We start from the raw sequence: 19680 nt of genomic DNA, 5'->3' as shown, positions 1-19680 counted from the left end.
GTCAGCCTCCGATGGTCTGCAAGGACCCCCACAGTGCCACCACGGCCAGCAGCAGCGCAGCGGGCACGACGAGCAGCCCGAGCCGGGTGAACTCGCCCAGGCCGATGTCGGTGTCGTGCTCGCGGACGATGCGCCGCCACAGCAGCGTGGCGAGGGACCCGGCGTAGGTGAGGTTGGGGCCGATGTTCACCCCGAGCAGCACGGCCAGCACCGCGCCGGGCCCTGCCGGGGCCGCCAGCGGCAACAGGACGAGGGTGGCGGGCAGGTTGTTGATGACGTTCGCCAGGACCGCCGCCAGCGCCGCCGTGCCGAGCAGCGCGGGCAGCGCGGTGCCCTGCGGGACGAGGTGCCCGAGCGCGGAGGCGAGCCCGTTGTCGACCACGGCCCGCACCACGACGCCGAGCGCCAGCACGAAGGCCAGGAACGGCACCGCGGCCGAGCGCACGACCGCGACCGGGGTGGTGCGCCGCCGGACCAGCGCGCGGACGGCGAGCACGAGGGCACCGGCCAGGGCCGCCCACGCCGGGTCGAGCCCGAGCACGGAGGTGAGGATGAACCCGCCCAGCGTGCCGATGACGGTGGCGAGGGCGAACAGCGGCATCTCCGGCGGCGCGAGGTCGGCCGGGGCCGGGGCGCCCGCGTCCAGGTCGGCGGCGAAGAACCGGCGCAGCACCGCGTACTCGACGGCGATGGCCGCCAGCCACGGCAGCGTCATCAGGGCGGCGAAGCGGGTGAAGCTCAGCCCGCTGGCGGCGAAGGCCAGCAGGTTGGTCAGGTTGGAGACCGGCAGCAGGAGCGAGGCTGTGTTCGACAGGTGCGTGCAGGCGTAGACGTGCGGCTTGGGCCGGGCGCCGAGCCGCGCCGCGGTGGCGAACACCACCGGGGTGAGCAGCACCACGGTGGCATCCAGGCTGAGCACGGCCGTGATCACCGAGGCGACCACGAACACCTGCGCCAGCAGCCGGCGCGGCCGCCCGGCGGCGGTGCGGGCCATCCAGGCCCCGCAGGCGTGGAACAGGCCCTCGTCGTCGCAGAGCTGGGCCAGCACGAGCACGGCCGCCAGGAAGCCGACCACCGGCCCGAGCCGCTGCACCTCGGCCAGGGCGTCCGACGGCGAGATCGCGCCGACGGCGACCACCAGCCCCGCCGCCGGCACGGCGACCACCGCCTCCGGCCACCCCCAGGGCCGCACCACCGCGCAGACCAGGACCAGGATCAGCAGGCCGACGGACAACGCCTCGGCGAACGACGTACTCAGGGTCTTGCTCCCATTCGGGCGGTGGTGACGATCGACGGCCCCATCGAATCAGACACCTCGGGACCGCTGCGCACCAGCTCGGACCCCGTGTCGACCGGGACCGCACCGGCAGAGTCGTCGAGTCGACCGTCAACTGTCGACTCGCGCCGGGTGACCGCGGACGGCGTCCAGGGTGGTCGCGATGAGGAGCGACTGCGCGACCGGGACGAGGCGGGCCGCGGTGTCGCCCTGCACGGCGGAGTCGACGGACTCGACCATGAGGCGGTAGGGATCCTGGGCCGGGTAGTCGCGGCGGTCTCCGCCGGTGGTGGTGAGCGTGCTGGGGGCGGAGCCGGCGCAGAACGCCGGTGGGGTGAGGGTGATCGAGCCGCCCGTGCCGGTGGTGGTGAACGTCTCGGCCGTGCGGCCGACGAGTGAGCAGTCGACCTCGGCCATTCCCCGGCCGGGGAACTCCAGCAGGAACCGGGTGACGGAGTCGGCGGAGCCGGGGCCCCAGCGCTCCTGTTCGGCCCGCAGGACCGTCGGCGCGCGCCAGCCGAACGCGGCGAGTGCGGCGGAGACGGCGTAGTAGCCGACGTCGTAGAGGGCCCCTCCGCCGAGGGCGGCGTCGAGGCGGTAGTTGCCGGGGGCGGGGGCGAGACCGTCGAACCGGGCGGTGACGGTCTGGACGGTGCCGATCGCGCCGCGGGCGACCAGGTCTTCGAGGTCCCGGGTGCGCGGGTGCCAGCGGTTCCAGGCGGCCTCGACGAGCAGCCGTCCGGCGTCGCGGGCCGTCGCGGTCATGGCGGAGACGTCGGCGGCGCATCCCGCCCGATCGGCGACCGGGCGGGATCTCCTTGATCTGGAGGGGAGCCGGAGAGCGACTACCCGAGGGCCCGCTGGTGCTTGCCGCCGCCGTCCAGCCCCATGAAGTGGATGGCGTAGGCGGCCATCTGCGTTCCCTGGATGGGTAGTTGGTGCCCGGCGCCGGCGATGCTGTACGTCTCGATCTGGGTGATGCCGGAGCCGTTGGCGTACCGGGCCCGGTTCCAGTCGGCGGCCGGGGTGTCGGTCGACGACGGGCTCTGCCTCACCCCGAGGACGTTCGTCCACTGCTTGGTCTCTTCGCCGAGATCGTTGTGGCTCAGGATGGGGTCGGCGGTGCCGTGCCACAGCTGCACGCGGGGGCGCGGCCCGGTGTAGCCGGGATCGGCACCGCGCACCAGGTCGCCCCACCGCTGCGCGGTCATGGAGACCCGGCCCCCGGCGCAAGGGCCGTTCCAGCCGCGCACGGTGCCCGTGTAGAAGCAGTGGTAGGGCACGCCCATGAACGCCGAGCCGGCCTTGAACACGTCCGGGTAGTCCGCGAGCATGACGTTGGTCATCATCCCTCCCGACGACTCGCCGGTGACGTACACGGCGTTGCGGTTCCCGCCGTAGCGCTGCTCGGCGTACGTGATCATCGACATCAGCCCGACCGGGTCACTGCCGCCGTTGCGCGTCAGCGCCTGGTCGGACGAGACGTCCCAGCAGCTGCCGCCGGGGCTGGTCGAGGGGTAGATGACGATGAACCCGTACCGGTCGGCCAGCGCGGCGAAATCGGTGCTGGAGTACAGGTAGGGGCCCGAGCCCTGGCAGCCGTGCAGTGCCAGCAGGATCGGCGGGTTGGCCTTGGCGCTGTTCGGGACGTACAGGTACATCTGCAGGTCGGTCGGGTTGGTGCCGAAGCCCGTGATCCGGGTCAACGAGGCGGCGCCGGCCCGGGGCGCGTTGGACACGTTCACACCGAGTGCGGCGCCGACCGCCAGGAGTATGGCGAGCAGGCGGGTCGTCAGGTACCGGGAACGCAGCATGGAACCTCTTCCTCCGCGGGCTGTTGACAGCGGCGGGCGGTGAGCAGGTCACGCATGTGAGCGCTCACATCGGTGCTCGAGCTCACGGCGTCACCCTTTGCTCTTGTTGCCGGAGTGTTTCGGACTGTTGACGCTGCATCAGCGACTGCGACCTCGTCAAGGAGTGGCTGGGCTTCTCCCTGGCTTCCAGGCGATACAGGCCGATCGGTGCGATCCCACGGGTGAAAGTTTCACGGTGACGCCGGTGCGGACGGTCTTCGGGGCCCGGCGCGGGTGGAGCGGCCCGGATCGAGTCAGGGATCGCCTGACATCCCATGTCTGTTGCCGTGAGGTCAGATGAATCACGCCACTGTTGGACGGCTGCTCGGCAGAAGCTGTCGAAACTCTGGACAAGCACCCGATCTTTGGGTCTTAATCCATCCCATGTCATGGACGTTTCCGACGCATGTCCTTTTGGAGAGGTGACCCCTTGTCCCGCAGTCCTTCAGGCGACACCCGGCCGGTCGGCCGGTGGCGGACCGCACTCGCCGGACTTCTCGCCCTGTTCGGCGCCTTCGCGGCGGTCCTGCTGCCCGCCGCACAGGCCCAGGCGGCCTCGGCCCCGGTGCAGTTCACCCTGGGCGGCGCCCGCACCGACCAGAACGGCAACGCGCTGCAGCTGCACGGACTGGGCATCGTCAAGGTGGGGAGCACCTGGTACGGCTTCGGCGAGGACAAGACCGGTGAGACGTCGGCGAACACCTCGTTCCAGGACATCCCCTGCTACACCTCCGGCGACCTCGGCACCTGGACCTACCAGGGCGTGGCACTGGCCAAGCAGAGCAGTGGAGATCTGGGGCCGAACCGGGTCGTCGAGCGGCCGAAGGTCATCTACAACGCGTCGACCAGCACGTACGTGATGTACGTTCACATCGACAGCGGCGACTACTCCGAGGCGAAGGCCGGTGTTGCCACCAGCAGCACCCCGTGCGGCCCGTACGTCTACCGGGGCAGCTTCCGGCCGCTGGGCAACGTCAGCCGTGACCTGGGCCTGTTCCAGGAGTCCGACGGCACGGGCTACCTGCTGACCGAGGACCGCAACAACGGCGGCCTGCGGATCGACAAGCTCTCCGCCGACTACCTCTCGGTCGACAGCCCGGTCGCGCTCCTGGGCGGCGGCAGCATCGAGTCCCCGGCCATGGTGAAGGTGGGCGGCATCTACTACCTGCTGGGGTCGCACCTGTCGGGCTGGTACCTCAACGACAACGTCTACGCCACCGCGACGTCCCCGAGCGGACCGTGGTCGGCCTGGAAGGATCTGGCAGCCCCCGGCACCAATACGTACGGGAGCCAGACGGCCAACATCATCACCGTCCAGGGCACTTCGGGCACCGCGTACATCTACGCGGGGGACCGCTGGGACACCGGTGACCTGGGCGGCTCCAAGCTGATCTGGCTCCCGCTGACCATCAGGGGGACGACGCTGAACCTCGGCCAGTACCCCACCTGGTCCCTCGACACGTCCGCAGGCACCTGGTCGGCCGGCAGCGGCCTCCCCTCCGCCGGTACCTACACCCTGGCCAACGCGGCCAGTTCGATGCTGCTGGACGTGTCCGGCGCCTCCACCTCCGCCGGAGGCGGGGTCATCCAATGGCCGTCGACCGGCGGTGCCAACCAGAAATGGACGCTCACCAGGGTCGCGGACAACGTCTACACCCTGACGAGCGCCAACAGCGGACTGTGCCTGGACGTCCCCGGCTACTCGACCGCCACCGGCGTGCAGTTGCAGCAGTGGACCTGCAACGGCGGCACCAACCAGCAGTGGGCGCTGGACCTCGCCGGCGGCAAGTACGTGCTGGTCGGCATCGCCAGCGGCCTGACCATCGGCACCGGCGGCTCGACCACGCAGGGCGGGGCCGTGGACCAGGAGCCGGGCGGCAGTTCGAGCGCCGCCAGCGAGAGCTGGACCCTTTCCTGACGGGCGGCTGACGGCAGCGGGCCCGGCCGGCAGCCGGGCCCGTCCGGGGCCTCCAACATCACCGTTCAAATGCGAACTGGAGGAACAACAGTGCCGGATCCCATCTCGCGCAGGTCGCTCCTCGTCGGCATGGCGGCCATGACGGTTGCCGCGACGGTGGGCTCGGTCGCCGTGACGGCGCCCGCGTACGCCGCGACGGCCGCCGACCCGCTGCCGCTGCCTCCCCTGCGGATCCCGCAGACCGACCTGGGCCTCCAACAGCAGCCGGACGCCAAGATCCAGTGGCTGATGGACGCCAAGCTGGGGATGTTCATCCACTGGGGCGTGTACGCGGGCCCGGCCAAGGGCGAGTGGTACATGCACAGCGCCGCGGTCACCCCGGCGAACTACCGCAAGTACGTCACCGACGCGACGAGCGAGCAGTTCACCGCCGATGCCTACGACCCGGCGGCGTGGGCCCGACTGGCCAAGGACTTCGGGGCGAGGTACACGACGCTCACGACCCGCCACCACGACGGCTTCGCCCTGTGGCCGCTGAACCACCCCAACGGCTGGAACTCCGGGCAGGCGCCGCTCAGCCGTGACTTCGTCAAGGACTACGTCGCGGCGGTGCGGGCGGCCGGCCTGAGGGTGGGCCTCTACTACTCGCCGATCGACTGGCGCTACCCCGGTTACTACGATGTGAGCGGTACCAACTGCGCAGCGAACCCTTGGGGCTACACCACCGATCCCGCGCACAAGGAGAACGCGCGGATCATGAAGACCGAGGTGTACGAGTCGGTCAAGGAACTCGTCACCCGGTACGGCGTGATCGACGACCTGTGGTGGGACGGCGGCTGGATCGCCGAGCAGGGCACCGACGCGGCCGGCGCATTCTTCTGGGAACCCGGCCGGTTCCGCGACACCGCCAACCAGTGGCCGGTGGACGCCGCCTACGGCGAGACGGACGCAGACGGCAGGCCGCTGGGGCTGATGGGCATGGTTCGCAAACACCAGCCCGACATCGTCGCGACCTCGCGCTCCGGCTGGAAGGGCGACTACGACAGCGACGAGGGCCCGGGGGTCCCGACCGGGGCGATCCGCACGGGCAGGCTCGTCGAGAAGGTCTTCAGCGTCATCGGCACGTGGGGCTACTCCAACTCCTCCGTCATGGGCTACGGCACCGCGATGGACATCCTGGTCAACTGCTGGGTGCGGAACATGACCGTGATGGTCAACGTCGGCCCGGACCGGCACGGGACCGTCTCCGACGCCCAGGCCGCCCTGCTGCGGCAGATCGGCACCTTCATGACGGCCTGCGGCCGGTCCGTCTACGGCACCCGCGGCGGGCCGTGGAACCCGGTCGACGGCCAGTACGGCTACACGTACAAGGACGACACCTTCTACGTCCACGTGCTCCCCGGCTACAGCGGAACCACCTTCACCACCCCGCCGATCGGCGACGCGCAAGTCACCCGCGTGTTCGACGTGCGCTCCGGCGGCAAGCTCGCCTACACCGTCAGCGCCGACGGCCGGGTCGCCGTCGCCGGCATCGATCGCACCACCCACCCCCAGGACAGCGTCGTCGGCGTTGTCCTCGACCGCAGCGTGCAGCCCGCCGACATCGCCGTCGCCGGCGGCGGGACGGCCGCCGCCGACCACGACGAGGGCACCCAGGGCAACACCCCCGCCCAAGCCGGCGACGGCGCCCCCCCCACCCCCCCCCCCGGGGGGGGGGGGGTGGCCCGGCGCCGGCCGGGCGCCCCCGCCCCCCGGCGCGGGGCCGGGGGGGCGCCCGGCCACCGCCGACAGCGAGGAGGGCTCCAAGGGCAACACCGCGGCCAAGGCCGTCGACGGCGCCACCTCCACCCGCTGGTGCGCGAACGACGGCGGCACCGGCCACTGGCTGAAGGTCGACCTGGGCTCGACCCGTTCCCTGACCGGCACCCGGATCGCCTGGGAGCTGGACCGGACCAACTACCGGTACACGATCGAGGGTTCCACCGACGACGCAGGATGGACCACGCTGGCCGACCTCACCGCGACGACCGGCACCAGCCAGGTCCAGGTCGCCCAGTTCCGCACCCGCGCACGGTACGTGCGCGTCACCGTCACCGGGCTGCCGGACGGCGTCTGGGCGTCCATCCGCACCCTGGAGCTCTACGACCGCCCCTTCGGCGCGGACCTGGGAACGTTCACACTGGTCAACCGCCGCAGCGGCAAGGTGCTGGACGTCAGTGACGCCTCCACCGCCGACGGCGCCGGCCTCGTCCAACGGCCCTGGACCGGCGGCGCCGACCAGCAGTGGAAGCTCCTGCCCAACGCGGACGGGTCCTACCGGCTGTCCAACGCCAAGAGCGGCAAGGTGCTCGACAGCCCCGGCAACTCCGTCCAGGGCGCGAGCCTCGACCAGTGGACCGGCGACGGCGGCGACAACCAGTCGTGGCAGCTCGTCCCCTCCGCGACCGGCGGCTACTACCGGCTCGTCAACGTCCGCAACGGCTGGTGCGCCGACGTCAAGGACGCCTCCACCGCCGACGGCGCCCAGGTCATCCAGTGGACCATCACCGGCGGGGACAACCAGGACTGGCAGATCGTCGCCCTCTGACGGGGGTCGCTGTCGTGATCGCGGCATTCGGCCGCTGTTCAGCGCGGCGTGGCCACGTGGATGACCTGCGACAAGGTTCGGTCCCTAACGTCTGGCGGACCGTCCGGGGCCACACCACTCCTTGGAGCGATCATGCACGATTCCCATCCGTCCGACGCGTGCGCCTGCCCCCGGACCGCGGAACTCGACGGGGGCGGGGCAGCGGCGGCGAGTCGACGGCGGTTCCTGCGCGGGGCCGGGTTGCTGGGGGCCGGGGTCGGCTCGGCGGGGCTCGGGCTGTTCGGCGCCGCCGCCCCCGCCGAGGCCGACGTCAAGTCCCCTACCCGCCCCGAGGGTTGGGAGCCCGACCCGGACAGCCGGCAGTTCACCTTCGTCGTCATGCCGGACACGCAGTACCTGTTCGACGAGGACCGGATCCACCCCGCCCCGCTGGAGGCGTCGTTCCGCTACGTCCTCGACGGCGGGACGAACCGCGAGGGCGGCGGGGACGACAACATCGTCTTCCTCGCCCACCTCGGCGATGTGACCGAGCACGGGCTGCCCTCCGAGTACGCCGCCGTGACGAAGTCCTTCGCGCTGCTCGACGACGCCGGCGTCGCCTACGGCGTGCTCGCGGGCAACCACGACGTCCGGTCCTCGACCGACGACCAGCGCGGCAGGACCCCGTACCTGGACACGTTCACCGCGGCGAGGGCTGCCCGCACGCCCGGCTACCGGGCATCCAGCCCCGACGGGTACAACACGTGCCACGTCTTCAGGGCGGCCGGCCGCGAGTGGATGGTCCTCTCCCTGGACTGGCGCCTGTCGGACGCGGGCTTCGCCTGGGCGAACCGGATGATCGCCGAGAACCCGAAGCTGCCGGTCATCCTCACCACCCACGAGATGGCCTACGCGGACGACAGCGGCAAGGCAAACCTGTCCGACTACGGGAAGCGCCTGTGGGAGAAGCTCGTCAGCGGTAACGACCAGGTGTTCCTCACCGTGAACGGGCACTACTGGCCGCCCGGCCGCACCATCCTGCGGAACAAGGCCGGGAACGATGTGCACGTTCACATCACCAACTACCAGGACCGCTACTACGGCGGCGCCGCGATGATCCGCACCTACCGCTTCGACCTCGACCGGAACACGATCGACGTGTCGACGTTCTCGCCCTGGATCCAGGAGACGGCCGCGGAGGAGCGCAACGCCCTGGCCGCCCGGGAGGCCGAACTGACCTCCGACGTCGACCGGTTCTCGATCCCGATCGACTTCGAACGCCGCTTCGCCGACTTCGCCCCCGTCCCGCCGCGCCCGGCTCGCCCCGCGGGCGAGCTGCTCGTCCGCGACACCCTCGCCTACTGGCGCTTCGACGGCGGGGGCAAGGCCGGCACCGGCGTCCTGCAGACCGTCCGGGACCTGACCGGCCAGGGCAACGACCTGGTCCGCCAGGCCACCCCGGGCGCGCCCGACACCGCACTCACGTGGTCGTCCGACCACCACCCGGACCAGCCCGGGCACGGCAGCCTGCTGTTCGACAGCCGCAACAAGCCGCCGGTCGGCGCGTACCTCCAGACCGTGCCCACCGCGCCGGTCAACCGCGAGACGTTCGAGCACGGTTACACGATCGAGGCCTTCTTCAAGCTGCCCGCGGACTGGGACCCGGGGAAGAACGCGTGGTCGGCACTCCTGAGCCGCTGGGGCATGAGCGGCGAGGCGGGCAAGAGCGGGGACGCGACGGATCCGCAGGAGCCGGTCGTCACGCTCAGCCTGTCCGAGGCGCCCGCGCTGCAGTGGTGCGTCTACCCGCTCAACCAGACCGGCGCGTCGACCTGTTGGGGCCATCAGCTGCCGCTGGACCACTGGTGGCACGTCGCGGTCGTCAACGACGGCCGGCTCAACCGGATGTACGTGGACGGCTGCGAGGTGGCCCGAAACCCGTCGACCCCGGCGGTGGGGCTGACCACCCTCGGGCGGCCGTGGATGCTCGGCGGGTACGAGTACGCGGGCGTGCTCGACAAGATCTTCCACGGCTGGATCGGCGACGTGCGGATAGTGAAGCGTGCGCTGTCGACGGGGGAGTTCATGATCTCGTGACGCCGAGGCCGTGACGCCGAAGCCGCGCGGGCCGGCCGCCTCGGCTCCGTCCGGTCAAGGCTGCGCCCGCTCCGGGGCGCGTTGCAGCCGGAACGCGTCCGCGAGCACGGCCTGGGCCAGGACGCGGGCCGGGCCGCGGGCCGTGGTGCGTCCCGTGGTGAGGGCGAAGTCCGTCGTGCCCAGGTCCGGCAGGCCCGGCTGGTCGGGCAGCGGCCGCAGGCCCGACGGGATCAGGCTGCGGGCGTGCGGCACCACCCCGAGACCGGCCAGCGCGGCGGCCCGGACCCCGGACAGGCTGGTGCTCGTGCAGGCGATTCGCCAGGGCCGGCCGTCGCGTTCGCAGGCCTCCAGGGCGCGCGCCCTGGTGAAGCTCGGCGGCGGGTAGACGATGAGCGGCAGCGGCTCCGCCGGGTGCTCCAGCCGGAAGTCCTCCGCCGCGACCCACACCAGCCGGTCCTGCCAGACCAGTTGGCCCTGGGCGTCGCCGCCCGGCGGGCGCTTGCCGAGCACCAGGTCGAGCCGGCCGTCGGCCAGCTGCTCGTAGAGCACGGCGCTGAGCCCGACGGTGAGTTCGAGGTCGACCTGGGGGTTGCGCCGCCGGAAGCCCCGCAGGATCTGCGGCAGTTCGGTGTCGACGAAGTCCTCCGACGCACCGAATCGCACCCGCCCGCGCACCTGCGTCCGTGCGAAGTAGCCGAGCGCCTGCTCGTGCGCCTCCAGGATCGTCCGGGCGAATCCGAGCATCGCCTCGCCTTCGCCGGTGAGCTGCACCGAGTGGGTGTCGCGCAGGAAGAGGCGCCGGCCGGCGGTCTCCTCCAGCCTCCGCACGTGCTGGCTGACCGTCGACTGCCGCAGCCCCAGCCGTTGGGCGGCCCGGGTGAAACCGCCGGTCTGGGCCACCGCGAGGAAGGACCTCAACTGCACCGGATCGAACATCCAGCCACTCTATCGGCTGATATCACGAACCATGATGACAGTGAGTGCAGTCAGCGGGATTCACAATCACCCGAACGGGCGAAAGGCTGAGACCGTCCCACCCGAAACCACCCGCGCGGAGAACCATGCCCCGCCCGAACACCCCAACCCGCTCCCGCCGCTTTCCCACCCGGCCAGTGCTACGCCGCTGCGCCCGCCTCCGCGTCGACCCGTTCATCGCCTCCCTGCTCGGCACCGTGCTGCTCGCCGCCGTACTGCCGGCCCGTGGCGGCGCCGCACCGGTCGTCTCGGACGCCGCCACTGGCGGGGTCGCCGTGCTGTTCTTCCTCTACGGTGCCCGGCTCTCCGCCCGTGAGGCCTGGAACGGACTCAAGCAGTGGCGACTGCACGGCACCGTGCTCGCGGTGACCTTCGTCCTCTTCCCCTTGCTCGGGATGGCCGCCCATCCGCTGGTGCCGACCGTCCTGTCACCGCAGCTCTACCAGGGCCTGCTGTTCCTGACCCTGCTGCCCTCCACCGTGCAGTCCTCGATCGCCTTCACCGCCATCGCCCGCGGCAACACCGCCGCCGCGGTCTACAGCGCGACCTTCTCCAGCCTCTTCGGCATCCTCCTGACCCCACTGCTCGCCGCCGTGCTACTGCACACCAAGGGCGGCATCTCGCCGGGCACCGTGCTGGAGATCGCCGAGCAACTCCTCCTGCCCTTCGCCGCCGGCCAGTTGCTGCGCCGCTGGATCGCCGCCTGGACGGCCCGCCACCGCGCCGTCCTCGCCCTGGTCGACCGCGGCTCGATCCTGCTGGTCGTCTACAGCGCCTTCGGCGCCGCCGTCGCCGGCGGGATGTGGGACACGCTCTCGCTGCCCCGGCTGGCCGCCCTGCTGGTGGCCGAGTCGCTGTTGCTGGCGCTGGTTCTGACCGTCACCCTGCTGGCCGGCCGCCGGCTCGGATTCGACCGGGGCGATCTGATCGCCATCGTCTTCTGCGGCTCCAAGAAGAGCCTGGCCAGCGGCGTCCCCATGGCCGCCGTCCTCTTCCCCGGCGCGGCCGCCGGCCTGATGGTGCTGCCCCTGATGCTCTTCCACCAGTTGCAGCTGATGGTCTGCGCCGTCCTCGCCCGCCGCTGGGGCGCGGAGGCCCAGGCCGCCGAGGCTACGGCACGGGCGAAGCCCGCACCGGTGCTCGACCGCTCGGTGTGACCTCGCCACGCTGAAGCCAGCTGACGTCGCTGAAGGTCCCGTTGATAACCGTAAGGCATATGAGTGTCAATGTATTTGCTTCACATGACAGAAGTCTTGGCGCGGGTGTCCAGTACCTGGCTGCGATGGGTTCGCCCTTGGCGTCGGGGAGTCCCACGGAACGCCACAATGACAACCGACTGGTCGGTGATTGTCGGGTGCTGGAGTTCCTGCGCGATGTCTCGATCGTGGCCTGCGAGCGGATCGCGCGGCTCGCTCACCAGGGAGCGGACTGGCTTCGGCGTCATCAGGGGCCGTTGCCGAGCGCGGAGGCCTTGCTTGCTGTCGGTGGGGCGGCCGGCGCCTACAGTGCCTCGGTTCGGCGGCAAGCGCTTCCCGGCGCCGAGGCCCTGCTTGTCAGCGCGATCGCCTCGCCTGCTGTCGTGGAGGTTCCGATGCTTCGGAAGATGGGGCAGGCCTTGGATCGGCCGGGGCCTGGTTCGGTACGCGCCCGGAAGGTCTCGGCGAGCGCGGCCAAGGCCCGATCCTCGTGGGGGCTGTCGAAGCAGCCGACGACCACGTCCGGTGACCAGCCCGAGCATCTGCGCCGCTCGGGGCCGACACCGGCGTCAGGCCGAAGTCGGCAGTCGCGGTGAGACGAGCAGGTTCTGGTCGCCGGAGAACCCGCTGCTGCCGCCCAGTCATGCAGTGTCGGGGATCGTCAGTGAAAGGAGTCGTCGATCATTGAGGCGGCGACCGCGAGCGCGCTGTTCAGCTTGACGGTGAAGGGTGCCGGGAGGTCGCCTGAGGCGAGTGCTCAGCTGGCGAGAGCGTGTTCGAGTTCGGTTGTCCTTACGGGGTCGAGGTGATGGCGAACAGCTGGATGGGCGAGGAGGTCGCGCAGTGCGTAGCCGTCGCGGACTTCGCTTGTCCGCTGGGCCAGGTGGTCGATGAGGGGTCGGGCGGAGGCGGTTGTTGGGCCTGCGGCGTGGATGGCGGTGAGGGCGAGCCGTGTGGTGAATGCGATTAGGCCATCGCCGAGTTCCAGCGTCAGGCAGTGCTACAGGTCGGGCCAGCCGCGGACGGGGAGTGCGGCTGCGGACCGACGGATGGTCAGCCGGCAGCGCGTTGCCTCAGCGGCGGGTCTGCGGCGTCAGCCGGCGAGTCTGAACCGCCCGACGTGTACGGAGCGTTGTCAGGTTCGGAGCCGCCGAGCGGGGGCTCCATCCCATCGGCGGGACGGGGGACCGGTACCGCGCGCCGCCACGACACCAGGTCCGGGAGCGCTCAGAGCGCTCCGGGGCGAGGAGGAACACCATGATGACCATCCGAAGGACGTCCAGGCGGCTCGTCGCACTCGCAAGCGCCGCGGCCGCCCTGGCCGGCGTCATCGGCCTCACCACCGCCACCAGCGCGTCGGCCGACGTCAACGGCGAGTGGAACTGCTCGCGCAACCCGCGCGGCTGGGACCACATGGAGTGGGGCAGCTGCCTGCTCCCCGGCGACACACTGGTCTCCGGCAACGGCGACCAGCGGCTCGTCTACCAGAAGGACGGCAACCTCGTGCAGTACGACGAGAGCGGCTACGCGGTCTGGGCCAGCGGAACCGTCAACACCTCGCCCGGCAAGGTCATCATGCAGTACGACGGCAACTTCGTCGTCTACGACACTTTCAAGAACGCCCGGTGGGCATCCGGGACCGCCCTCGGCTGCAACCCGAGTGCCAACTGGGTGCGCCTGCAGAACGACGGGAACCTGGTCGTCTACCGCCCCCACGGCGACGGTCCGTGGACCGCCGTCTGGTCCGCCCGCTCCGGCCGGGTCGGCACCTGCTGACCTGACCCGGACCTACCGGAAACCCGGCGCCGGCGGCTGTCTCGGGACGGCAGCGCCCACCATAACCGCCGGCCCCGGGCCGCCCGGAGCACAGGCGCACCGCGCCGAGCGGCCGTGCTCGACATCACCGTCCCTGAGCCCTCCCTGATCCGTCCCTGATCCTTCGCCCGCGCTGTTCACCCTGGTCGTCCAGGGCACGCGAGCCTTCGTCCGCCCGGGCCTTACGGGGCCCGGGAATTGAGTTCGTTCACACCGAACCGTCTGTGCGGCAGGTACTGGTTGAACCGCACGGACGTACCCTCCGCGCGCGCCCGGGCCTCGACGAGGTACGTCTCAAGCCACCGCACGTTCACCCCGCCCCATGCGGGCGAGCCTGAACCCCTCGCGCGCTGGTCACCCAGCGGCTGCTGGCGGTGATGCCGCCGTGGGAGGTGGTGGCGCGGTCGCCATCGGCGGGGGGAGAGAAGACCAAGCCCGAGCAACCGGCCGGGCCCCGAAACCAGCCCCGGCACTACGGCCGGTCCCGGTCCCCTCAGTCCTTGCCCGGTGTCCAGGTACGGGCCTGCCGCATGCTGGTGGCGGTGCCCCATGCCCAGAGCACGGTGGCCAGGGCGATGGTGGCCAGGGCGCAGTAGGCCAGCGTGGCGGTGGACAGCTCGGCTCCCCCGACGGGGAGGGAGGAGGCGAGCCAGGCGCCGATGGCGTCTCCGGCGAGTCCGGCCAGCGCCATGGGGAGCATGACGCTCCAGGCCGCGGCGACGGCGTAGACGCCGGGTGTCCCGGTGAGGACGGTGGTCGGTGCCAGGGTGGTGCCGAATCGGAGGAACTCGGCCAGGCTGCTGATGCCGATGGCGGCGGCCAGGATCGCGATGGCCGCGGCTCCCATGAGCAGGATCCACCGGGCCTGGTCGCCGGTGGCGTTGGTCCCGATCAGCCACTCACCGCCGACGGTGGAGACCTCCGCGCCCTGGGGGAGGGTGTGGTAGGCGGCGTTCTTGATCCGGGCAGCGGGAAGGTCCCGGCCGTCGGTCGACACGAGGACGATCGTGCCGCCGGCATTGGTGATGGCGGGTTCCCCGGTTTGCACACGCGGTGTCCGGCCGGAGTGGTTGTAGAACGAGAGGAGCATGCGGGCCCGCCTGTCGCCCATCGTCGGGGGAATGTCGACGGGGTCTGCGGCGCACGGCAGTTCGAGGGACGTCAGGGCGTCACAGCTCCCGCGGACGAGCAGTCCGGCGGGGCTGTCGCCGCTCGGGTCGGTGAGGGCCACGGGTGACGCGTTGGCGGGCAGGTGCGCGCGGAAGTCCGAGATCTGGTCCTGGGTGGGGGTGTTGGTGGGGCGGAACTGGAGCATGGTGTCGCCGACCCGGTGGTGGATGGCCTTGGCCCGCACCGCGAGCTCGGAGCTGGCGGTGTACCACATCTGGACCTGGACGAGCAGGCCGACCGCGACCACGACTCCGGCGACGACCCGGGCGGCGGCCGAAGGGTGCACCGCCATGTGGCGGCCGGCGATCAGGGTGCCGGGGTCGCCGAGCCGGCGCCCCCAGCGGGCCAGGCACCGGCCTGCGGCAGCCGTGCCGAGGCCGACGACGGCCGGCAGCGTGGCCAGTGTGCCGATCACACCGGTGTAGTGGACCAGCCCGACCAGTGCCGTGTGCGGGTCGACGTAGTCCGGGCCGCGGACCGCGACCAGCAGCATCACCGGGCACAGCACCGCACACCGGGCGGTGGACCGCCGCGGCCCGGCCACGGTGGGCCGCACCCACCGGGACCGCCCCGCCGCCAGTGAAGGCCTCGCGGAGCCGTTGACCATCACCGCGCCCGCCACCGCCACGGTGGCGAGGAGCCAGGCCGACAGCAGGAGCCAGGCGTGATCGCGCAGGTCCGTGGCGGCCAACCGGTAGGAGACCACCGGGATGTGCCAGTCCCACGCCATGGCACCGGCCAGCGCCGCCGCGGTCACGGCCGTGCCTGCGGCAAGGGGCACGGCCGCCTCGCCCAGGGCGATCCAGGCGGTGTCGCGGCGGGAGCCGCCGAGCGCGGACACCACGGCGGTGCGCCGGTCCCGGGCGGCGGCACCGGACCGTACCGCGATGACCGTCAGCATCAGGGCGGGCAGGACGAGGAGCCCGGCGACACCCAGCTGCAACAGCCACTGCTTGCCGATGAAGATCGGGTCCCCGAAGAAGTCGTTCCAGGCCGACTGCCCGTAGCCGGTGATGCGATCCATCCGCCGCGCATCCGGTGCCAGACCGGGCGCCGGCCGGATGTACGCCAGCCGCTCTCCCGGCACGGCCAGGCCCTCGGCCCCGATCGTCTCCACCACGGTGCCGTAGCGGTCGGCGATCGCCTCCGACGCCCCGTCCGCGCGCAGCGCGGGAGACAGCGCCGCCTCGCCGGGGGCAGGCCAGCGGGCCAGCCCGGGGGGTAGCGGTGCGTCGGGAGTCAGCGGTTCCAGGTAGACGATCGAGAACTGCCTGCCGCCCACGGAATCGAACGCCGCGCCCCAGCGCTCGGTGGCGGGCCGGTCGGTGTCGTCGCCCGCCAGGACCGGGGCCCTCGCGGTCTGACGCGCCTCTCGGCCCTCGTACGTGGCACAGGTGGCGGCAGCGGTCAGCAGGGCGGCCCCGAGCGCGACGGTGGCGCACAGCAGCGCGACGAACCTGATCTTCCCGGCCTCCGCGCGCCTGCCGGCCGCCAGGCCGATCCGCAGCAGCTGTCCCCGCAGCCCACGCGTCCTCACAGCGCACCGCCGGCGGCAGTGTCCGCGACCAGCACGCCGTCACGGAACCGCATGACCCGGTCGGCCCGTTCGGCGATCCGCAGGTCGTGGGTGACGACCAGGAGCCCGCAGCCACGCGCACGCGGCTGGGCGAACAACAGGTCGGCCACCCTGTCCCGGGTCGTTTCGTCCAGCGCCCCGGTGGGCTCGTCGGCGAGCAGCAGCTCCGGCGCGTTGACCAACGCGCGCGCCACCGCGGCCCGCTGCCGTTCCCCTCCCGAAAGCCGGTCGGCCCTGTCGACCGGCGGTACACCGAGCTCGGTCAACAACTCATGGGCAGCCTGGTACGCCTGGCGCCGTGGCACACCGGAGAGCAGCGCGGCCAGCGCCACGTTGTCGCCGGGGGAGAGCTCGGGCAGCAGTTCGCCGAACTGGAACACCATGCCGATGCTGCGGCGCCTGTGCCTCGCCAGCGCCCGGCCCTTCAGCAGCGTCAGCTCGGTCCCGGCAACGGACACCGTTCCGGCATCGGGCCTGAGCAGTCCCAGAACGCAGGACAGCAGAGTGCTCTTGCCCGACCCGCTCGGCCCCATCACCACCACCGACTCGCCGGGACCCACCTCGAGATCCAGGCCGTGGAAGAGCCGCCGCCCGCCTATCGAATACGACAACCCCCGCACATCCAGAACCGCCCCGGCCGCCAAGCCGCTTTTCCCGTCCATCGGCACACCCTCCTCGAACTTCCGCACAGGACACATGGCAATGGCAGTGGGACGGCTTCCGCCGCCCCACTGCCATTGATTTGACGCCTTGGTCAGTCCTCGGTCAGCTGCCAGTTGCCGTCACACCGGTCGGCTCCCCACTGGATGTCCACGCATGCCTTGATCTGCGTCACGTAGTGCTTCGCGTCACTGCCGCTGGTGGTAGTGGTGCCCTCGCCGGCGTAGTTGTCCAGCCGCTTCTCGCCGCCGTTGTTGTGCCGGAAGTACCGCGCGTAGACGCCGTGCTTGTCCGCCTCCGTGTCCTTCACCGAGACGGTGGCGTTGTTGCCCTTGCTCCAGGCGGAAGCCCCCTTGATGTTGGATTCGTGATCCTGGGCAAATGCCGGAGAGGCAGCCAGAATTGCGCCGGCGGCGAGTATGCCGACAGTCACCTTCCGGGCTGTGCAACGCATCGACATGAGATTCCTCCCTAAAGGCGCCGCCGTCATCGGAGATCTTGACGAAGGCGCCGAATGAAAACATCGGACCCTGTTGGAAAAGACGCTAGCCGACGCATCGTCAACAAAAGTGATCCTCAATTTCACCTTCGGCCTGATGACGGTCGCGGCCTTCGACAACAGCCCGACGCCGGACCCCGCCGGGCGGCTCCAGGGCGCTTCCAGGGCGGTTCGGGAGGCGATGTCGGCCAACTCCTCCCAGGAACTGGGATCTTGAGGGTTCACCGGATGGCGCTTCCATCTCCTGGGGCTGGGAGTACCCCGACCGTGTACGCCTGCCGATTCCTCGAAGTCCTGGGCCTGTCCGCTGAGCGGGCAAAGGCGTAATACGGTGGCCACGTTCCTCGCAACGTCCCTAGGGTTGTTGGGGTGACACATACCACTGTTGACCCGGCGACGATCACGCCCGAGGTGGCTGCTCGGATCCGCGCGTGGCGATGCGATGAGGACTACTCCTGGCGTGCTGTGGCCCAGGCCGCGTCCGACCTGTGGGGCTCCGAATGGGGAAGCAACCAGCTCTTCGGCGAAGACCTCTGCGCCGCCGCAGCGAAGCTGCTGGGCGAAAACCCCTACCGGGAACCGTGGAACTGACGCTCGTCAGACGGCTCCTCTCGGATCAGCGAGCGGAGCAGATGAAAATGCCCGCGATGCGGAGTTCTGCTTGGAAGACGGTGGCGGTCTTCTTGTGGCGAGTGGCGAGGCCCCGCCAGTTCTTGAGGCGGTTGACGCAGCGCTCGACGATGTTGCGCTGCTTGTAGGCCTGGCGGTCGAAAGACGGCGGGCGGCCGCCGTTGCTGCCCTTGCGCGTACGGTTGGCGATCTGGTCGGCGGGCTGCAGGATGACCGCGTCTTTGGGAACGTCACCGACTTCGCCACCAACCAGTACTTTGTCCAGCACGTGCTGGCGATGGACACCACATTCCGGGACGGGAACATGAGGTGTCCCTCGGCGCGGTCGGGGGTCCCGACCTGCCCACGCCCGTCGTCGACGAGCTGCCCGGCGTCTTCACGTTCACCGCGATGTTCTGGCTGATCATGAACGGTCCGGGGCCGGTGGTGGAGGTACTGGAACACGCCGCCGAGGGGCTGAGGGAGCTCCTCGGGTCCGACCCCGGCCCCGAGAGGATCCTGTCCCGCCTGCGGATGTCATGCACCGTGGTGGCCACCTTCCCCGAAGTCGTGGACATCGCCACGGATCCCGGGCCGCCCTGACACCCGCTCCTCCGTTGTCGGGTCACTCCGTTCTCACCCTGCGGGTGTGACCTGATGACCCTCTTGGCCGGGCTGGAGCAGCCCGAGATGATGGCGTGACGATGGCATCGGGGGAGGGCCTCGCCCGTTCGGCGAGGGCGGTATGTCCGGAGGGGGCGGGATGTCCGGAGGGGGCGGGATGTCTGCATATGAGAAGAGCGTGCTCCAGGGCGATGGTTTGTCTGCGGAGGACAGCTTTGAGTGCTGGCGGGACGCGCTAGCGAGGACGCGGGAGTGCGAGGCGACGAGCGCTCACGCGGACAACTTCACGGGGAAGGTGCGGCTCTTCGGCCTGGGGCCGGTGGTCCTGTTGGGGTCGTCGTTCCCCTCGGCGCGGTTCCGGCGTACGGAGCGGATGATCCGGCGTTCGGATCAGGAGTTGTACCACCTGACGCTGCTGACCTCCGGAGTCCACGGGCTCAGGCGTGGACGGGATCAGGTGGAGACGTTCGGTGTCGGTGACTTCGCCCTCATCGACAGCTCCACCCCGCACGACGTGCGGATGTTCGGGGACCGGGCCCCGGGTGCGGGTGGTCCGGACGTCGCCGGCGTGGGGATCGACCTGCCGGTGTCGCTGCTGCCGGTGCCCCCGCACCGGTTGCGTGACCTGCTCGGCCGCAGGCTGTCCGGCCGGGAGGGCACAGGGGCGCTGCTGGCGCAGTTCCTCCTCGGCCTGGACCGCCAGGCCGCCGTCCTCCAGCCCGCGCCGGGGGGGCGGCCCGGGCCCGGGCCCCAACGGCCGGGGGCCGCGCCGCGGCGACCCCCGTGCGCCCCCCCCCCCGCCCCCGGGCGGCCCCCCCCCCCCCCGGCCGCCCCCCCCCCCCCCCG

At 71.2% G+C, this 19680-nt stretch carries 15 protein-coding genes and 4 pseudogenes; 12 read left to right on the top strand and 7 right to left on the bottom strand.

Annotated elements, in window-relative coordinates; genetic code table 11:
* Window position 1: 1 nt before the first annotated feature.
* The 3 genes from ACFV4G_RS30300 to ACFV4G_RS30290 form a co-directional block, all read right to left on the bottom strand.
* Window positions 2-1258, bottom strand: a complete 1257-nt coding sequence (locus ACFV4G_RS30300; protein ID WP_380445316.1) for an SLC13 family permease — start codon at window positions 1256-1258, stop codon at window positions 2-4.
* A gap of 129 nt (window positions 1259-1387) precedes the next feature.
* The gene (locus ACFV4G_RS30295; protein ID WP_380445305.1) at window positions 1388-2041 is read right to left on the bottom strand and encodes a Gfo/Idh/MocA family protein; all 654 of its coding nucleotides are present in this window, start codon (window positions 2039-2041) and stop codon (window positions 1388-1390) included.
* Window positions 2042-2121: 80 nt separating this feature from the next.
* Window positions 2122-3090, bottom strand: coding sequence for an alpha/beta hydrolase family esterase (locus tag ACFV4G_RS30290; protein WP_380445304.1), 969 nt, complete (start codon window positions 3088-3090; stop codon window positions 2122-2124).
* A gap of 469 nt (window positions 3091-3559) precedes the next feature.
* Between ACFV4G_RS30290 and ACFV4G_RS30285 the strand changes: the two genes are divergently transcribed.
* The 5 genes and pseudogenes from ACFV4G_RS30285 to ACFV4G_RS30265 all read left to right on the top strand — a co-directional run bounded on the left by ACFV4G_RS30285 (window position 3560) and on the right by ACFV4G_RS30265 (window position 9710).
* Window positions 3560-5047, top strand: coding sequence for an RICIN domain-containing protein (locus ACFV4G_RS30285; RefSeq protein ID WP_380445303.1), 1488 nt, complete (start codon window positions 3560-3562; stop codon window positions 5045-5047).
* A gap of 69 nt (window positions 5048-5116) precedes the next feature.
* Window positions 5117-6289, top strand: a pseudogene (locus ACFV4G_RS30280) (alpha-L-fucosidase); the annotation flags it as partial.
* 328 nt (window positions 6290-6617) lie between these two features.
* Window positions 6618-7112 (top strand): annotated as a pseudogene (locus ACFV4G_RS30275) (discoidin domain-containing protein); the annotation flags it as partial.
* Between the two features lie 138 nt (window positions 7113-7250).
* Entirely contained in the window at window positions 7251-7634 is a 384-nt protein-coding gene (locus ACFV4G_RS30270) for an RICIN domain-containing protein (RefSeq protein ID WP_380445315.1), read from the top strand.
* A 132-nt stretch (window positions 7635-7766) separates the two neighbouring features.
* Entirely contained in the window at window positions 7767-9710 is a 1944-nt protein-coding gene (locus tag ACFV4G_RS30265; protein ID WP_380445302.1) for a LamG-like jellyroll fold domain-containing protein, read from the top strand.
* A gap of 54 nt (window positions 9711-9764) precedes the next feature.
* Here ACFV4G_RS30265 and ACFV4G_RS30260 read toward each other — a convergent pair whose 3' ends face one another.
* Window positions 9765-10646: a LysR substrate-binding domain-containing protein gene (locus ACFV4G_RS30260; protein ID WP_380445301.1), complete on the bottom strand. Its 882-nt coding sequence runs from the start codon at window positions 10644-10646 to the stop codon at window positions 9765-9767.
* 125 nt (window positions 10647-10771) lie between these two features.
* Between ACFV4G_RS30260 and ACFV4G_RS30255 the strand changes: the two genes are divergently transcribed.
* Window positions 10772-11842, top strand: coding sequence for a bile acid:sodium symporter family protein (locus ACFV4G_RS30255; RefSeq protein ID WP_380445300.1), 1071 nt, complete (start codon window positions 10772-10774; stop codon window positions 11840-11842).
* A gap of 1296 nt (window positions 11843-13138) precedes the next feature.
* Window positions 13139-13657 carry a hypothetical protein gene (locus ACFV4G_RS30250; RefSeq protein ID WP_380445299.1) on the top strand — a complete coding sequence of 173 codons (519 nt, stop codon included), beginning with the start codon at window positions 13139-13141 and terminating at the stop codon, window positions 13655-13657.
* A gap of 532 nt (window positions 13658-14189) precedes the next feature.
* Here ACFV4G_RS30250 and ACFV4G_RS30245 read toward each other — a convergent pair.
* The 3 genes from ACFV4G_RS30245 to ACFV4G_RS30235 form a co-directional block, all read right to left on the bottom strand.
* Window positions 14190-16403, bottom strand: a complete 2214-nt coding sequence (locus ACFV4G_RS30245; protein WP_380445298.1) for an ABC transporter permease — start codon at window positions 16401-16403, stop codon at window positions 14190-14192.
* The gene (locus ACFV4G_RS30240) at window positions 16400-17104 is read right to left on the bottom strand and encodes an ABC transporter ATP-binding protein (protein ID WP_380445314.1); all 705 of its coding nucleotides are present in this window, start codon (window positions 17102-17104) and stop codon (window positions 16400-16402) included. The genes ACFV4G_RS30245 and ACFV4G_RS30240 overlap by 4 nt, the downstream gene beginning before the upstream one ends.
* Before the next feature lie 92 nt (window positions 17105-17196).
* Complete coding sequence (locus ACFV4G_RS30235) at window positions 17197-17535, bottom strand: hypothetical protein (RefSeq protein WP_380445297.1); 339 nt, start codon at window positions 17533-17535, stop codon at window positions 17197-17199.
* A gap of 136 nt (window positions 17536-17671) precedes the next feature.
* Between ACFV4G_RS30235 and ACFV4G_RS30230 the strand changes: the two genes are divergently transcribed.
* From ACFV4G_RS30230 to ACFV4G_RS30210, 5 genes and pseudogenes are all read left to right on the top strand, one after another.
* Window positions 17672-17818, top strand: coding sequence for a hypothetical protein (locus ACFV4G_RS30230; RefSeq protein ID WP_380445296.1), 147 nt, complete (start codon window positions 17672-17674; stop codon window positions 17816-17818).
* A gap of 152 nt (window positions 17819-17970) precedes the next feature.
* Window positions 17971-18192 carry a hypothetical protein gene (locus tag ACFV4G_RS30225; protein WP_380445295.1) on the top strand — a complete coding sequence of 74 codons (222 nt, stop codon included), beginning with the start codon at window positions 17971-17973 and terminating at the stop codon, window positions 18190-18192.
* Window positions 18193-18451: 259 nt separating this feature from the next.
* Window positions 18452-18538, top strand: a pseudogene (locus ACFV4G_RS30220) (DUF2165 family protein); the annotation flags it as partial.
* 2 nt (window positions 18539-18540) lie between these two features.
* Window positions 18541-18813 (top strand): hypothetical protein, encoded by a 273-nt coding sequence (locus tag ACFV4G_RS30215; RefSeq protein WP_380445317.1) that lies wholly within the window; start codon window positions 18541-18543, stop codon window positions 18811-18813.
* 142 nt (window positions 18814-18955) lie between these two features.
* Window positions 18956-19680 (top strand): annotated as a pseudogene (locus ACFV4G_RS30210) (hypothetical protein); the annotation flags it as partial.

It is taken from the genome of Kitasatospora sp. NPDC059747 (assembly GCF_042732955.1).
Taxonomy (GTDB): Bacteria; Actinomycetota; Actinomycetes; order Streptomycetales; family Streptomycetaceae; genus Kitasatospora.
Note: the sequence above shows the minus strand (reverse complement) of the source record. Positions and strands in the feature narration are given on the sequence as shown.

Coding starts and splice junctions, on each gene's coding strand:
- ACFV4G_RS30255 (WP_380445300.1), top strand. CDS start 10,772: ATGCCCCGCCCGAACACCCCAACCCGCTCCCGCCGCTTTCCCACCCGG.
- ACFV4G_RS30295 (WP_380445305.1), bottom strand. CDS start 2,041: ATGACCGCGACGGCCCGCGACGCCGGACGGCTGCTCGTCGAGGCCGCC.
- ACFV4G_RS30240 (WP_380445314.1), bottom strand. CDS start 17,104: ATGGACGGGAAAAGCGGCTTGGCGGCCGGGGCGGTTCTGGATGTGCGG.
- ACFV4G_RS30260 (WP_380445301.1), bottom strand. CDS start 10,646: ATGTTCGATCCGGTGCAGTTGAGGTCCTTCCTCGCGGTGGCCCAGACC.
- ACFV4G_RS30290 (WP_380445304.1), bottom strand. CDS start 3,090: ATGCTGCGTTCCCGGTACCTGACGACCCGCCTGCTCGCCATACTCCTG.
- ACFV4G_RS30265 (WP_380445302.1), top strand. CDS start 7,767: ATGCACGATTCCCATCCGTCCGACGCGTGCGCCTGCCCCCGGACCGCG.
- ACFV4G_RS30250 (WP_380445299.1), top strand. CDS start 13,139: ATGATGACCATCCGAAGGACGTCCAGGCGGCTCGTCGCACTCGCAAGC.